The sequence below is a fragment of the Georgenia sp. Z1491 genome (assembly GCF_057652395.1).
This window is the reverse complement of record NZ_CM172729.1, coordinates 3,408,443-3,423,121: the sequence shown is the minus strand read 5'-3', so window position 1 is coordinate 3,423,121 and position 14,679 is coordinate 3,408,443. Positions and strand designations below refer to the sequence as shown.

15 protein-coding genes are annotated in these 14,679 nt (G+C 73.0%); 6 read left to right on the top strand and 9 right to left on the bottom strand.

Translation table 11 applies throughout. The annotated features are described in order from the left end of the window. Position 1 precedes the first annotated feature (1 nt). The 4 genes from AC24HA_RS15800 to AC24HA_RS15785 all read right to left on the bottom strand — a co-directional run bounded on the left by AC24HA_RS15800 (position 2) and on the right by AC24HA_RS15785 (position 3,982). Positions 2–1,498 carry a bifunctional PIG-L family deacetylase/class I SAM-dependent methyltransferase gene (locus AC24HA_RS15800; protein ID WP_425707644.1) on the bottom strand — a complete coding sequence of 499 codons (1,497 nt, stop codon included), beginning with the start codon at positions 1,496–1,498 and terminating at the stop codon, positions 2–4. Then, the gene (locus AC24HA_RS15795) at positions 1,491–2,561 is read right to left on the bottom strand and encodes an acyl-CoA dehydrogenase family protein (RefSeq protein WP_425707645.1); all 1,071 of its coding nucleotides are present in this window, start codon (positions 2,559–2,561) and stop codon (positions 1,491–1,493) included. The genes AC24HA_RS15800 and AC24HA_RS15795 overlap by 8 nt, the downstream gene beginning before the upstream one ends. Then, complete coding sequence (locus AC24HA_RS15790) at positions 2,558–3,127, bottom strand: CinA family protein (protein ID WP_425707646.1); 570 nt, start codon at positions 3,125–3,127, stop codon at positions 2,558–2,560. Before AC24HA_RS15790 ends, AC24HA_RS15795 begins: the two co-directional genes overlap by 4 nt. Positions 3,128–3,253: 126 nt before the next feature. After that, the gene (locus AC24HA_RS15785) at positions 3,254–3,982 is read right to left on the bottom strand and encodes a glycosyltransferase family 2 protein (RefSeq protein WP_425707647.1); all 729 of its coding nucleotides are present in this window, start codon (positions 3,980–3,982) and stop codon (positions 3,254–3,256) included. 134 nt (positions 3,983–4,116) lie between these two features. Between AC24HA_RS15785 and AC24HA_RS15780 the strand changes: the two genes are divergently transcribed. Next, positions 4,117–5,217 carry an FUSC family protein gene (locus AC24HA_RS15780; RefSeq protein WP_425707648.1) on the top strand — a complete coding sequence of 367 codons (1,101 nt, stop codon included), beginning with the start codon at positions 4,117–4,119 and terminating at the stop codon, positions 5,215–5,217. Between the two features lie 84 nt (positions 5,218–5,301). Beyond that, on the top strand, positions 5,302–6,144 hold the full coding sequence (locus AC24HA_RS15775) for a formate/nitrite transporter family protein (protein WP_425707649.1): 843 nt from the start codon (positions 5,302–5,304) through the stop codon (positions 6,142–6,144). Between the two features lie 46 nt (positions 6,145–6,190). Here AC24HA_RS15775 and AC24HA_RS15770 read toward each other — a convergent pair whose 3' ends face one another. After that, a complete protein-coding gene (locus AC24HA_RS15770; RefSeq protein WP_425707650.1) occupies positions 6,191–6,601 on the bottom strand; it encodes a type II toxin-antitoxin system VapC family toxin in 411 nt (136 codons plus the stop codon). Between the two features lie 10 nt (positions 6,602–6,611). Next, positions 6,612–6,839, bottom strand: coding sequence for an AbrB/MazE/SpoVT family DNA-binding domain-containing protein (locus AC24HA_RS15765; protein ID WP_425707651.1), 228 nt, complete (start codon positions 6,837–6,839; stop codon positions 6,612–6,614). Between the two features lie 199 nt (positions 6,840–7,038). Here AC24HA_RS15765 and AC24HA_RS15760 point away from each other — a divergent pair, with 199 nt between their 5' ends. The 3 genes from AC24HA_RS15760 to AC24HA_RS15750 all read left to right on the top strand — a co-directional run bounded on the left by AC24HA_RS15760 (position 7,039) and on the right by AC24HA_RS15750 (position 9,618). Continuing rightward, positions 7,039–7,356, top strand: a complete 318-nt coding sequence (locus tag AC24HA_RS15760; protein WP_425707652.1) for an ArsR/SmtB family transcription factor — start codon at positions 7,039–7,041, stop codon at positions 7,354–7,356. 3 nt (positions 7,357–7,359) lie between these two features. After that, positions 7,360–7,989, top strand: coding sequence for an SRPBCC domain-containing protein (locus tag AC24HA_RS15755; RefSeq protein WP_425707653.1), 630 nt, complete (start codon positions 7,360–7,362; stop codon positions 7,987–7,989). Positions 7,990–8,544: 555 nt separating this feature from the next. Then, complete coding sequence (locus AC24HA_RS15750) at positions 8,545–9,618, top strand: 3-deoxy-7-phosphoheptulonate synthase (RefSeq protein ID WP_425707654.1); 1,074 nt, start codon at positions 8,545–8,547, stop codon at positions 9,616–9,618. A gap of 240 nt (positions 9,619–9,858) precedes the next feature. Here AC24HA_RS15750 and AC24HA_RS15745 read toward each other — a convergent pair whose 3' ends face one another. Then, the gene (locus AC24HA_RS15745) at positions 9,859–10,278 is read right to left on the bottom strand and encodes a type II toxin-antitoxin system VapC family toxin (RefSeq protein ID WP_425707655.1); all 420 of its coding nucleotides are present in this window, start codon (positions 10,276–10,278) and stop codon (positions 9,859–9,861) included. After that, positions 10,275–10,529, bottom strand: coding sequence for a FitA-like ribbon-helix-helix domain-containing protein (locus AC24HA_RS15740; RefSeq protein ID WP_425707656.1), 255 nt, complete (start codon positions 10,527–10,529; stop codon positions 10,275–10,277). The genes AC24HA_RS15745 and AC24HA_RS15740 overlap by 4 nt, the downstream gene beginning before the upstream one ends. Positions 10,530–10,919: 390 nt before the next feature. Between AC24HA_RS15740 and AC24HA_RS15735 the strand changes: the two genes are divergently transcribed. Next, positions 10,920–12,404: an RNB domain-containing ribonuclease gene (locus tag AC24HA_RS15735; protein ID WP_425707657.1), complete on the top strand. Its 1,485-nt coding sequence runs from the start codon at positions 10,920–10,922 to the stop codon at positions 12,402–12,404. Positions 12,405–12,584: 180 nt separating this feature from the next. Here AC24HA_RS15735 and AC24HA_RS15730 read toward each other — a convergent pair whose 3' ends face one another. After that, positions 12,585–14,615, bottom strand: a complete 2,031-nt coding sequence (locus AC24HA_RS15730) for a heavy metal translocating P-type ATPase (RefSeq protein WP_425707658.1) — start codon at positions 14,613–14,615, stop codon at positions 12,585–12,587. Between the last annotated feature and the right edge of the window lie 64 nt (positions 14,616–14,679).

The window sequence follows — 14,679 nt, the reverse complement described above, 5'->3', positions numbered from 1 at the left end:
CCTACCCGCCGCCGAAGAACTCCCCGCTCGCCACGCTCGGGCGCGGTGGTCCGAACGTCTCGATGAGCACGTCCTCGTCGCGGTAGGACGCCAGCCGCTCCCAGCCCGGCTGGTCCGCCAGCGCACGATGGATCGCTTCGGCATCGCGGTACGCGCCGGGGATCGCATGCCGCCAGTGGGCCGCCGCGAGCACCCCATCTTCCGCGAGGGACTCTTGCGAGTAGCGGAGGGCGTCCTCGAACTCGCTGTCGCTGAGGTAGTACGCGAGCTCGCTGAGCACGACGAGGTCGAGCTCGCCCGCGGGCCAGTCGGCGACGCCGCCGACCCGGAAGTCCACGTGCGGGTGCGGGACACGCTCGCGCGCGGTCTCCACCGCGGCGGGGACGATGTCGGTGGCGAGGAGCTGCTCGCAGCGGTCCGCCAGCAGCGCCGTGAGCCCGCCGATCGAGCAGCCCGGCTCGTATCCCCGCCGGAACGTCCGCCGCGGCAGCATGGCCACCGTCAGGGCGTACTTGCGCTCCTCGTACCACCGCTCGTCGACCGACCACGGGTCCTCCCCGCGGTCATAGATCGCAGCGAACCCGGCCGCGCCGTGGGGGAAGACGACCTGGCGGCGGCGCAGCATCCGGTCCCGCACCCGGCGGGGCAGGACCACCTGGTGCTCCGGGTCCGCGCCCACGCGGCCGGCGGGCACGCCGAGGTCGAGGCTGATCTGCGAGCGGAAAGCCACCATCGCCGCGGACCGTGCGTGGTCGAGCTCGTCGTCGACGACCAGCACCCGGGCAGAGTCCCAGTCGACACCCGGGTGCTCGCGCGGCAGCGTGTGCTGCCACAGCCACACCGGGTATTCGACGAGTCGCGCAGTGGGGACGCGGGCCAGGGCTCGGCGCGCGGCGCGCCCGGTGGCGTCATGGTCCGGGTGCCCGTCGTGGCGCAGCGGTGCGGCCACCCACGTCCCCGGCGGGAGCTGGCCGAGCGCCTCGGCGATGCGCTCGGCGAGAGCGTCCTCGTGCTCGGAGACTCGCCCGTCGGGCAGCCGCAGCCGACTGCGCCGGATCTCGTGGTCCGGATCGGCATCGAGCTCCGCTAGCGTCGCGAGCGCGACGTCGGACTCCGCGGAGCGGACCTCGGCGAGGTCCTCCGGCGAGATGAGCTCGGGCGGGTGGGAGGCGTTGCCGTCGGTAACCGCGAGCACGAGCGTGGGGATCCCGGCGCGGGCGGCCGTGCCGAGCAGGGCGCCGGCGCCGAGCACCTCGTCGTCGGGGTGCGGGGAGACGACGACCAGCGCGGGTGCCTCGGCGGACTCGGCGGTCCCGGCGGACTCGTTCGCTCTGACGGGCCCGATTGTCGCGGCGCCGCCGGAGGCAAGGTCGGCGGGGCGGTCGTCGCCGGTCGGCGCCGCGCGCAGGGTCCACGGCTCGAGCCCGTCCTCGAATTCCCGCAGCACCGCCTCCGACGTGGCCGGCGCGGCGTCACCGCGGAACAGCGGCTCAGGCATCGCCGTCGGCGATCGCCGGCATGCCCGCCCCCGGGCGTCGCTCCGGGGTGTCCCCGCCGTTGGGGTCGAAGCCGATGATCGCCCCCCACAGGACGGACGCGTCCTCGCCCGCCTCGGCGCGGGCGGCGACCGCGGCGGCGATCTGGGCCTCGTCGGCCTCGGCGTGGGTCTGGCGGATGTAGACGCCGAGATCGGCCACGCGCCGTGCGTGCTCGCCGTCCGCGCACAGGGGGCCGGCGCCGAGGCCCCGGCCGACGCGCGCGATGACGGTGGTGGCGAGGCGATCGATCCGGGTGCGCACCGAGAGGGCCCGCGCCGTTCGCAGCCCCGCGCGGTCGTCGGGGTCGGCGTCGATCGTCGCGGCGGCCTCGGTGAGCAGCGCCCACCCGGCCGCGAGCTCCGCGGCGGTCGCGCCGGCGTGCGCGCGGACCAGCTCCGAGGCGCCGGGGCGGGCGGCCCGGGCCAGGAGGGGAGCCGCGACGCCCGCGGCCCCGCCGAACCAGCAGGCGGCCACGCCGGCCCCGCCGTGCCAGAAGCCGGGCCGGTCGAGGTAGTCGGCGTGGCTGCCCAGGCGGCGCGCGGGTACCTCCGAGAGCTCGACCCAGCCGGAGTCGCTGTCCGCCATGCCCACGGCCGGCCACGTGTCCGGCACGGCGCGCACCCCGGGCCGGCGCAGGTCGACGGCGAACAGCGCCACCGCACCGCCGTCCCCGTCGACGGTGGCCGTGACGAGCGCGTGCGTGCACAGCGACGCGCCCGAGCACCACGGCTTGGTGCCGGACAGCGTCCAGCTGCCGCCCGCCTCGGCGGCGTAGAGCCGGGGGCTGGGTGGCTCGGCGGCCCAGACGCCCCAGTGGGTGCCGGGCGCCACCAGCTCGGGCGCACCGAGGTCGGTGGTGATCGCCACGGCGTCGGCGTGTGCCTCGGCGAGTCGGCCGGTCACGACGTTGCGCGCCGTCAGCCGCGCGAGGTCGCGCCATCGGGCGAGGGTGGCCCCGCGGCCCGGCAGAGGGAGGTCCAGCTCCGCGAGCAGCGGACCGTAGGTGCCACGCGCGGGGCTCACGCGTGCGCCGTCGTCGGGTCGGTCGCGTTCGTCGACCCTGCGGAGGGGCGCTGGTGGTGCCGCTCGTCGTCGGGCCCCCAGCGCGTGGCCGCCTCCCACAGCATCTCGAGCGCGCGCTCCTCGGTCCGGGCGAGGATCTCGAGCGGCTCGCCGTCGACGTGGTGCAGCTCCGAGTGCACCTGGTCCCCGAAGAGGACGGCGAGCCAGGTGGTGCCCGGCTCCTGGCCCTCCTGGGTGGTGGGGCCGCCGGCCCCGGAGGTCGCGACGGCGAGGTCGGCGGCCATCAGGACGCCCACCGAGCGCGCCATCGTCTCCACCGCTTGCTGGGAGATGACCGGGCCGTGCGGGACGCCGAGGACCCGGCGCTTGACCTCGGCGGAGTAGCAGACCACGCCGCCGGCGAACCACGCACCGGAGTCGGGCGCGGCCGCCAGCTGGGTGGCGATCTTGCCGCCCGTGAGGGACTCGGCGACCGCGGCCCGGAGGTCATTCGCCAGCAGCACGGCGGACAGGCGCCTGGCGATCTCTCCGGCTCGCTCCTCGTGCTCCTGCGACAACGTCGCCATCACGTTCCTTCCTGTGCTCGGGCTGTGCTGAGGTCGCTCGCTCCTCGAAGGACGCGTGCCCGTGCCTCGCGCTGCGCTGATAGTAGGTCGAGGGCGGGTGGGCCGCCGGGCGCGTCGATGCGGCGGTCAGCCGGAGCGCACCCTGGCCGGGGCGAGCCCGCCGGCCAGGTGGGCGAGATCGTCCGCGAAGCCGGCGGGTGCGCGGCCGGCGGTGCGCCGCGAGGTGACCACGGGCATGTCCAGGGCGCGCACCGTGCACAGCCCGCGGGCCGCGGCGCGGCGCACGAGGTCGACGTCCTCGCCGGTCCGCAGCGGTCGGAAGCCGCCGAGGAGCCGGAAGGCCTGCGCGGAGAAACCGAGGTTGGCGCCGTGCACGTGGTCGTGGCCGCGCGCGCTGACGGCGCTCGCGTACTGCTCGGCCCAGGCGCGGTCGAGGGGGTCCTCGGCGTGGCCGCCCTCCAGCGCGACGGTCCCCACCACGAGGTCGACCTGCCTCGACCGGTATCGAAGGTGCGCCGCGACCCAGTCCTCGGGGACCACGGAATCCGCGTCCGTCGTCGCGATCCAGGAGCGGGGGTCCGATGCGGCGCCGGACAGCAGGGCGCGGGCGCAGCCGGCCCGGCGGGCGGCACCGACGTTGCGCGCCTCGATCTCGAGCACCGCCGAGCCGCGGGCCCGGGCGATCTCCGCGGTGCCGTCGGTGCACGAGTCGGCGACGACGATGACCCGCATCTGCGCCCCGGCCGCTCCGGCGGCCGCCCACAGGGAGTCGAGCGTGCGCCCGATCAGCGCCTCCTCGTCACGCGCGGGGACGACGACCCAGACGTCGGGCCGGCACGCAGGACCCACGCTCACGACTGGCCTCCTCACGGCGCGCCGGGTCGACGCGCGCGAGCGCACGCCGTCACGGGCAGTGCACCACAGCGCGGACCGTCTCGCCCGGCGAGGTGGCCGGCAGGGGCGGCGCCGGGTGCAGGAACAATGGGCGGATGCGCCGACTGCGAGAGCTGGCCCTGCGGCCACAGTTCACGACCGACCTGCTGCAGATCCTCAAGAGCGTCGTCGCGGCCACCGCGGCGTGGTGGGTCTCAACCACCGTGCTCAGCTCGCCGCTGCCCTTCCTCGCTCCGTGGACGGCGCTGCTGACCGTGCACGCCACGGTCCACCGATCGCTGTCGCGCGGGGTGCAGTCGACGGTGGCCTCGACGCTGGGCGTCGGGCTGTCGTTCCTGGTGGGCGCCTACCTCGGCGTGAGCGTGTGGACCTTCGCTCTCGCACTGTTCGTCGGGCTGGCCGGAGCGCGGATCTCCTGGATCCGGGACGAGGGCATCGCGATCGCCACCACCGCGATCTTCGTCCTGGGCAGCGGTTTCTCCGAGCAACAACCGCTGCTGCTCGACCGCATCATCGAGGTCGGCCTCGGCGTGGGCATCGGGGTCGCGGTCAACCTGCTGGTCATCCCGCCGCTGCGCGATCAGCAGGCTTCGCGCTACGTCGACAGCATCAATCGCCGGATCGGAGACGTCCTGGTCAACATGGCCGACGAGTTCTCGAACTCCTGGGAGACCGACAAGGCCGAAGCGTGGCGGGAGGAGATCGAGTCGATGACACACGAGCTGAACACCGCGTGGCAGTCGGCGCGCTTCGCCACCGAGAGCAGGCGGTACAACCCTCGGGCACGACTCGCTCGTCGGTCAAGGCCAGGCGAGGAGGTCAGCTACGAGAACATCCTCGAGCGCGTCGACGAGGGGATCTCGCACCTGCGGCACCTGGCCCGGACCCTGTACGAGGCCGCCTACGCCGAGGGCGCCTGGGACGAGGACTTCCGCGAGCGATGGACCACGATCGTGCGCGACACGGGACTCGCCGTCGCCGATCCCGACGCGGACGTGGAGCCGGTCCTCGGCCGGCTCACCGCCCTGGCACGGGACCTGTCCCACAAGCACGACCTGCCGGCGGAGAGCTGGCCGCTCTACGGCTCCCTCTTGTCCGGCGTGCGGCACATCGTCGTCATCATCGACGACGTCGCCTCGGCCCGGGAGGCGCGCGAGGCCGGGGCGAGCAATCCGCGGACAAGCGGCTCGTCGTAGGCATGCGTCGACGGGCGGGCGGTGCTCGCCGGCAGGTAGGCGGCCCGGGCGGCGAGGTTCGGCGCGCGTCCTTACGCTGAGCGGATGGATCAGAGCGAGCAGCGGCGGCGCCTCGGCAGCACGGACTTCGACATCGAGGACGGGTTGGCCCAGGAGGCCGCCGCCACCGTGGTCAAGGGCTCGGAGCGGCTGAACCGGACCTGGCCCGAGCTCATCGTCACGGGGTTCTTCGGCGGGATCGACGTCGGTCTCGGCATCCTCGCGATGCTGCTCGTCAAGCAGGCCACGGGCTCCGACATCCTCGCCGGCATGGCCTTCGGGATCGGCCTGCTGGCGCTCAGGCTCGCGCACTCCGAGCTGTTCACCGAGGAGTTCCTGCTGCCCATCAACGCGGTGCTCGCCGGCCAGGGGACGTGGCTGCAGATCGCCCGGTTGTGGTCGGTCAGTCTCGTCACCAACCTCCTGGGCGGCATCGTGTTCGCCTGGCTCATGGTGCTCGCCCTGCCCGGCTACCACGCCACCATCACCGCCAGCGCGCTGAGCTACCTCGAGCAGCCGTCGGCGGCCGTGACGATCGCCCTGTCCGTGCTGGCAGGGGCCACGATCACCCTGTCGACGCGTATGCAGCAGGGCACGTCCAACGACGTCGTCGCCGCGGTGACCTGCATGGCCTCCGGGCTCCTGCTCATCGGATTCGGGATGCTGCACGGCGCGCTCAACGCGCTCGTCATCTTCGCGGCGATGTTCGCCGGCGCCGACATCTCGGTGGGGGACTTCCTCCAGTGGTTCGGCCTGGTCATCCCGTTCAACATGCTCGGCGGCCTGCTGATCATCACGCTGCCCCGTGTGGTGCGGACGTGGCGGCTGCTGCGGGGGCTGAACCGCGGTGACTTCACGCTCGAGGAGCTCGAGCGGCAGGCGGGGTGACGGGGGTTGCTGAGTTCGGTTCGGACTGGTCGCACGGCCGACCGGGCTACTCCGTGCCCGGCGTGAGGAGGGTGAGACCTGGGAAGTAGGTGCGGTACCGGCGCGCGTCGCGGGTGAGTAGCTGGTATCCCGCGACAGCGGCATGTGCACCGATGTAGAAGTCGGGCATCGGCGACGTCTTGGTTCCGCCCCGGCGGCGGTAGTCGACAAGAGCCTTTCCGGCAACGAAGCCCGCCGCGTACGGCAGTGGTTCGCGCCGGAACGCGGTGATCGGCAGCGCCACGTCGAGCTCCTCGATGCGGTCGAAACCGACGGACACCTCGGCGTAGACGAGCGGATTGATAACCGACTCGCCGTCGTTCAGGACGCGTTCGAGTGCCTCGCCGGACCAGCTCGACCACACGGGGTCGTCGGTGAGGATGTCGAGCAGCACGTTGGAGTCGACCAACGTGATCATGGGCGCGCGCTCACTCGCCACGAAGCAGCGTCATCAGCTCGTCCGTGGACCGGGTTGTGGTCGCGGTACCGCGCATCCGGCCGACCACACGCTCGCCCCTGCTCCCGCCCGGCGAGCTGTGCACGATGCGCAGCGTGCCGTCGTCGTCGATGACGTCGACCTCGTCCCCCTCGGAGAAGCCATGCCGGTGCCGCAGATCGGCCGGGATGGTCACTTGTCCTTTGCTGTTGAGTCTCATCGCACCTCCTGACACGTTGCTGGTGTATTACACGATACTGCGGGAGGTGCGCTTGTGGGAGTCACTGTGGAGGTGGGCGCCGTGCGCCGCTGACTTCTAGATGACTCGGATCGCGGCGGCCCTGGGTCGATGGAGGTGGCAGTGCCAATCGCTATCCAATGCATTGACAGGCATATGCGTGTAGAGGAATATTCCGGGTATGGCCGAGCGCGAGGTGTTCACGGTGATCGGGGACCCGACCCGGCGTCGCATCCTCGAGCTGCTGCGCGACGGGGAGCGGTCGGCCGGCGAGCTGGTCGTCGCACTGGACGCTCCGCAGCCGAACGTGTCCAAGCATCTACGTGTGCTGGGGGAGGCGGAGCTGGTGCGGGTGCGGGTCGAGGGGCCGCGGCGCCAGTACCGGCTCGCCCCGGAGGGTCTGCGTGACCTCGACTCGTGGCTGCAGCCGTTCCGGGAGATCTGGGCCGACCGGCTCGACGCGTTGGAGCGCCACCTGGACGAGACGAACGAGGAGTAGGACATGACCGACGAGCACGGACGACTGGGCACGGTCGAGCGCGACGGCGACACGGTGCGGCTGCGGTATGTGCGGCACCTTGCGCACTCGCCGACCACCGTCTGGCGCGCCCTCACCGAGTCGGCCGGACTGCGGCACTGGTTCCCGGCCGACATCGTCGGCGAGCGGGCCGCCGGCGCCGAGGTGCAGCTGCCGTTCTGGCCCGAGGGGGCGCAGCAGAGCATGGAGATGCTCGACGAGGCCGGTGTGGACACCACCGGCATGGATCCCGACGAGGTGCTCCCCGGCCTGATCCGAGCCTTCGACCCGCCGACGCTCTTCGAGCTGGTCTGGGGCAACTCGGAGGGTGAGGCGGACGTCCTGCGGTTCGAGCTCGAGCCGGTCGACGGCGGGACTCGGCTCGTGTTCACGACGTGGCCCGGCGAGCCCGGGCCGCTCGGCCACGCCGGGACGGCTGCGGGGTGGCATGCGTGTCTGGACGAGCTGGAGTCCATGCTGCGTGGCGCGGCCGGTTCTGCCGGCGCGGCGGGTGTGGCGGGTCCTGCTGGTGCGAGTGGTGCCGCCGGTTCGCCCGACCGGGATGCCGCGCAGCAGTTGCGGGAGGAGTACGCCGCCCGGCTGGCCGAGGCCTGACGGGTGTTCCGGAGCCGGTCGGTGGCGACCGGAGGGGAGCGGGTGAGGCACCCGCGCTACCCCTCGGTATAACGGAGGTCGGGCCGCGTGCGGGCGCCGACGTCGGCACGTGAGGACGGCAGGCCCCGGGCCAAGGGGGGCGCGGCTGGTGTCGCGCGGACGGTAGCGGGTGTGGCGCCCGCGGGAGCTCTCGGTATAACGGAGGTCGGGCCTGACGCTGGCGCTTGGTGACGCACCCGTGCGAACCCTCCATTTATCGGAGGTTGGGCCGGGCGGCAATGGGGGGTCGGGGCGGCAACGGGGAGTCACGGCCCGCAACGTCGTCGATCCCATCTGGCGAGACGCGCGTGACGCCGACCGGTGGCGGGGACGTACGTTCCACACGTGCATACCGCTCGCCAGTATTGGTTTGGCGTGTCGGCCCCGGCCGGCGCGTTCATTCGCTGACGCGCGCAACCGGAGCCGACAGGGCGTGGACCATTGGGTCCGCGCCCTTTGCCATTCATGGCGGGCGCTCCGGACGGGGACGACCCGCCCCCGTCCGAGGAGAGCCCCATGACCGTTACCCCCACCGAACGCACCGTCGACCTGCGCGTGCGCCGCATGGCCCCGCTACCGACCCCCAGCGAGATCCTTGCCGAGCTGCCGCTCCCCGGTGACGCCGCCGCCCTCGTCTCGGGCTCCCGCAGCGAGGTCCAGGACATCCTCTACGGTCGGGACGACCGCCTGCTCGTCGTCGTCGGGCCGTGCTCCGTCCACGACCCGGCCGCCGCGATCGACTACGCGCACCGCCTCGCCGGTGCGGCCCAGCGGTTCGGCAGCGAGCTGGACCTCGTCATGCGCGTGTACTTCGAGAAGCCGCGCACCACGGTGGGCTGGAAGGGCCTCATCAACGACCCCGGCCTCGACGGCGGATACGACGTCCCCCGCGGCCTGCGCACCGCCCGGCGCGTCCTGCTCGACGTCCTGGACGCCGGCATCCCCGCCGGCTGCGAGTTCCTCGAGACCACCTCCCCGCAGTACATCGCCGACACCGTCACCTACGGCGCGATCGGCGCGCGCACGGTGGAGTCCCAGGTGCACCGGCAGCTGGCGTCCGGGCTGTCCATGCCGGTCGGCTTCAAGAACGGCACCGACGGCGACGTCCAGGTCGCGATCGACGCCTCCTTCGCGGCCGCGGCCGAGCAGACGTTCTTCGGCGTCGACGACGAGGGACGCGCCGTGCTCGTGGACACCGCCGGCAACCCCGACGGCCACGTCATCCTGCGCGGCGGGAGGGGCGGACCCAACTACGGGCCGGAGGGGGTTGAAGCTGCGCTGGGTCTGCTGCGCCGCGCGGGTCGGAGCGCGGGGCTGGTCGTGGACGCCAGCCACGCCAACAGCGGCAAGGACCACGTGCGTCAGGCGCAGGTGGCCGGCGAGATCGCTGAGGCCGTCGGGGCGGGGGAGCGCGGCGTCGTCGGGGTGATGCTGGAGAGCTTCCTCGTGGCCGGCCGTCAGGAGCCGGCGCCGAGCGGCCTGACCTACGGGCAGTCCGTGACCGACGCGTGCATGTCGTGGCAGACCACCCAGGACGTGCTCGAGGGGCTCGCGCGGGCGGTGGTGGCGCGGCGCGCGCGGCGGGAGTAATCATGCGAATCGGCGGCGGTGATGATGCGGGCCGGCGGATTGCCGTCGACCCCACACGCTTCCGTCGAACCCACAGGTTGTTCGCCGAGCCGGACCCCGGCGTCGGTGGGTTCGGCGCTCGGCGTGTGGGTTCGGTGCGGACCGGCGGTCAGTCGGTGATCGGTGCGGCGTCGTCGTGCGGGGGTGCAGTTCGGTGCCGGGCGCCCATGTCAACGGTCCCGACCTATCGCGGAGAACTGGTCAGCGTGCGTTCCACGGGTCGATCAGCTCGACATCGGCGCCATCGAAGTCCTGAATGTCTCGGGTGGCGACGGCGAAGCCGTGAGCCGCTGCGGTTGCTGCGATATAGCCATCGGCGGTGGGAAGAGGACGACCGGTGGCGCGGGCGGCGACGGCCATCTCCGCATAGCGTCGGGCTGCGTCCTGGTCGAACGGCAGTACCCGGCCGGGGAACAGGGCGAGCAGTCGATCGAGCGCCTGCGCGAGCCGGTCCTTCCTCACGCCGGCGGGTAGCGCGCCGATGCCGAAAAGGAGTTCCGCGAGAGTCACGCTGGACAAGTACAAGCTCTCGGCGGTCTGGGCGTTGAGCCAGCCCACCACGACCGGATTCGGCTCGGGGCGCATCGCCTCGGAGACGACGTTCGTGTCCAGGACGATCACGGCAGCGTCAGTGGTTCCGCCGGGCTCCGGTCGCGCACCGCGCCGAGCTCGTCGACGTCGTCATCGGTGAGTGCGAGGTCACGGCCCAGCGACGCCAGGGCATCTCCGAGCAGCACCCGCTGGGACGGGATGAGTGCGGCGTTGAGGATTTCCCGCACCTCCGCCTCCGCGCTGCGGCCGTGCTGGGCCGCGCGTACTCGTAGTGCGCGGTGCACTTCGTCGGGAACGTTTCGTACGGTCAGGACTGCCATCGATCCACCTCCACGATTGACAGCAGTCTAACGCAATGCTGTCATTGGTCGACCTGTCGGCAGACATCCACAGATCGCCGGCGAGATTGCGCGGGCGGTGGTGGCGCGGCCGTGCGCGTAGGGGGTGATCATGCGGGCCGGCGCGCTTCCGTCGAACCCACAGGATGTACGCCGAGCCGGACCCCGGCGTCAGTGGGTTCGGCGCTCGGCGATCGCGGCGGCCCGCGCCTCGTGCTGCTCCGAGAACGTCACCATCGCGGTCCTCCCTGCGGCCGGGACGCTCGACGTCGGGGGTTCCGGGCCGTCGGGTCACGCGCAGGGTCGATCGTAGAGGGCTCGTCGTCGAGCGCGCGGACGGCGCAGTGACCCCGGTCTCGTTACTGTCTACGCGTGCCCACACGCCACCTGCGCATCAACACCGCCGCCCCCGACGAGCTCAAGGCCGCCCTCGACGCCCTGGCCGCCGAGCTCGAGCTCCCCACCGCTTTCTCCCCCGAGGTGCTCGCCGAGGCGGAGGCCGCCGCCGAAGGCGCCGCCCTGCCTGCCAAGGACCTCACCGACCTCGACCTGGTGACGATCGACCCGCCCGGCGCGCGCGACCTCGACCAGGCCGTCCTCATCGAGCGCGACGGCGACGGTCACCGCATCCGCTACGCCATCGCGTCCGTCGGGTCGTTCGTGACACCGGGCGGGGCGCTGGACGAGGAGGTTCGACGTCGGGCGATGACCGTCTACGGACCCACCGGGTCCGTGCCCCTGCACCCCGAGGTGCTCTCCGCCGGTGCGGCGAGCCTGCTGGCCGGCCAGGTGGCGCCGGCCTGCGTGTGGGACGTGCGGATCGACTCCACCGGCGAGGTGCGGTCCTCCGCGGTGGAGCGGGCGCTCGTGCGCTCGCGCGCCCAGCTCACCTACGACCAGGTCCAGGACGCCCTCGACGGGCGCGCCCAGCTGGCTGAGGGCGTGCCCGCGGACCTGCCGCGACTGCTGGCCGAGGTGGGGCGGGCACGGCAGGCGCAGGAGGTCGCCCGCGGCGCGGTCTCGCTCGACTTGCCCGAGCAGGTCGTCGAGCTCGGCGACGGCGGGCGGTACGTCCTCGACAGCCGCACCGTCCTGGAGGTCGAGGGCTACAACGCGCAGATCTCCCTGCTCACCGGGATCGTGGCCGCCGAGATGATGCTCGGGGCGGGCGTGGGGATCCTGCGCACGCTGCCGCCGGCGCGCGAGAAGGACGTGGCGAAGCTGCGACGGACCGCCCACGCGCTGGGCGTGCCGTGGCCGGACGGGATGAGCTACCCGGACCTCGTGCGGTCGGTAAAGGCGAGCACGCCCGAGGGGGCGGCGTTCCTCAACGAGGCGACGGCGTTGTTCCGCGGGGCGGGGTACCTCGCGCTGCCAGTCTCGCCCGGTGAGGGCGGGGACGACGGCGAGGGCGGGGATGTGGTGTCGACCCAGCACGCCGCGATCGCGTCCGACTACGCACACGTCACCGCGCCGCTGCGCCGGTTGGTCGACCGGTACGGGCTCGAAGCGTGCCTGGCGATCGCGGCGGATACGGAGGTGCCGGGCTGGGTGCGGGAGGCGCTGCCCGAACTACCCAGTGCGATGGGTGCCCGCGGTCGGAGGGCGAGTGCGTACGAGCGCGGCGCCGTCGACGCCATGGAGGCCCTCGTGCTGCGCGGCCGCGAGGGGGAGGAACTGCGCGGGGTGGTCGTCGACGTCGACGAGAAGAAGCCGCAGCGCGGTGAGGTGCAGGTGGCCGAGCCGGCGGTGCACGCCGTCGTCGAGGGGGAGGGCCTCGAGCTGGGCGCCGAGGTGACTGTGCGCGTGGCCGAGGTGGATGTGCAGGCCAGAAAGGTGCGCGTCGAGGTGGTGTAGGGGCGGGGTCCGGTGAGCGCTGCGGCCTCTGCGACGAGCGGATGGGTTGTGCCACGAGCGGATGGACTGAGGGCATCCTCTCGTGACACGACCCATCCTTTCGATTGGGGGGGGCTGGCGGAGCAGGCCGACCGGGCGGACCCGGTGGCGCTGCCCTCGCACGGCGGGACCACCGCGGGTTCAGCGGGCGGCTGCGCGATCGTCCCGTGTGCGCCGCACGGCTTGATCCTGCTCGGTCCGCCGTTCCGGGGTGCGGCCGGCGCTCGAACCCGCACCGGCGCGGAGCCGGAGCAGCCGCATGGCGTTGGCGATGACCACCAGCACCGAGGCCTCGTGGACGAGCATGCCCACCGACATCGTCACGCCACCGGCGAAGACACCGGCCAGCAGCACGACCACCGTGGCCAGCGCGACCGCGATGTTCTGCCGCATGATCCGCGCGGTGCGCCGCGCCAGGTCGATGGCCTGGGGGAGCCTGAGCAGGTCGTCGGCCATGAGGGCGATGTCCGCGGTCTCCACCGCCACCGCGGACCCGGCGGCGCCCATCGCCACGCCGATGTCGGCGGTGGCCAGCGCGGGGGCGTCGTTGACGCCGTCGCCGACCATCGCCACGGTGTGCCCCTGACGCTGCAGCTCCGCGACGGCGTCGAGCTTGTCCTCCGGGAGCAGGGAGGCGCGGACCTCGTCGACGCCGGTCGCCGCGCCGACGGCCTCGGCGACCCGGTGGGTATCACCGGTGAGCATGACGACCGTCGACACCCCTGCCCGGTGCAGGCGCTCGACCATCTCGGCGGCGTCGGTGCGGACCTGGTCGGCCACCGCCAGGACGCCGATGACGGCGCCGTCCAGCGCGACGATCATCGGGGTCCTCCCCTGAGCGGCGAGCGAGTCGGCGACCTGCTCGGCGTCGGGCTGCTCGGGGAGCTCGTGGTGCGCGAGCAGGGCGGCGTTGCCGATGAGGACCTGGCGGCCGTCCACGACCGACGCGATGCCCTTGCCGGGGACCGGGGTGACAGCGCCGTCGATGGCATCCGGGGCGACGCCCTGGGCCGCGGCCGCCTCGAGGATCGGGCGGGCGAGCGGGTGCTCGGAGCCGGCCTCGGCGGCGGCGGCCCAGGCCAGTACCTCGGTGCGGTCCATCGCGGGGTCGAGGACGACGACGTCGGTCAGCTCGGGCCGACCCTCGGTGAGGGTGCCGGTCTTGTCGACGGCGACCGCGGAGATCCGCGCCGACGTCTCGAGGTACTCGCCGCCCTTGATGAGGATGCCGGAGCGGGCGGCGCGGCCGATGCCGGCGACGATGGCGACCGGGATGGAGATGACCAGGGCGCCGGGGCAGCCGATGACCAGCAGCGTCAGCGCGAGGACGATGTCACCGGTCAGTAGGCCGGCGACGAGGGCCAGCACCATGACGCCGGGGGTGTACCAGCGGGAGAAGCGGTCGATGAAGGTCTGGGTGGCCGCCTTGGCGTCCTGGGCCTCCTCGACCCGGTGGATGATGCGGGCGAGCGTGGTGTCGGCGCCGATCCCGGTGGCGCGCACCTGGAGGAAGCCGCCGCGGGAGACGGTGCCGGCGAAGACCTGGTCGCCGGTGGCCTTCTCGACGGGGATCGACTCGCCGGTGATGGAGGCCTCGTCCAGGGCGCCGGTGCCGGAGACGACCTCGCCGTCGACGGGAACCTTCGCACCGTTCTTCACCAGGACGACCTCGCCCATCGCGACCTGACCGGCGGGGATCTCCTGCTGCGCGCCGTCGCGGACGACGATCGCGGTGTCCGGGGCGACGGCCACCAGCTCGGCCAGCGCCGAGCGGGTCTTGCTCAGCGTGGCCGACTCCAGCGCATGCCCGACCGCGAACAGGAAGGTGACGGCGGCGGACTCCCAGAAGTTGCCGATGACGACGGCGCCGATCGCCGCGACGGAGACCAGCAGGTCGATGCCGATGACGCGCGCGGTCAGGGCGCGCAGGGCCTTGACCACGATGGGGTATCCGGCGACGACCGCCGCGGTCAGCATGAACACGTCGGCCAGGGTGAAGACGCCCGTGGCGTGGGTGGCGTGCCGTCCGGCGTCGAGCCACCACTGGGGCGTCAGCGCGAGGTTCGCCGCGCCGCCGGCGACGTGCTGCAGGGCGAAGGAGAAGAGGATGAGCGCACCGGAGATCGCGGGAACTGCCCAGTTCCCGCGCAGCCGGCGCTGAAGCGTGTGCACGTGAGTCACGACCTTTCCCGTCGCGAGGTGGAGAAGCTGGTGATGGGTGGGTGGAGGAGGACCG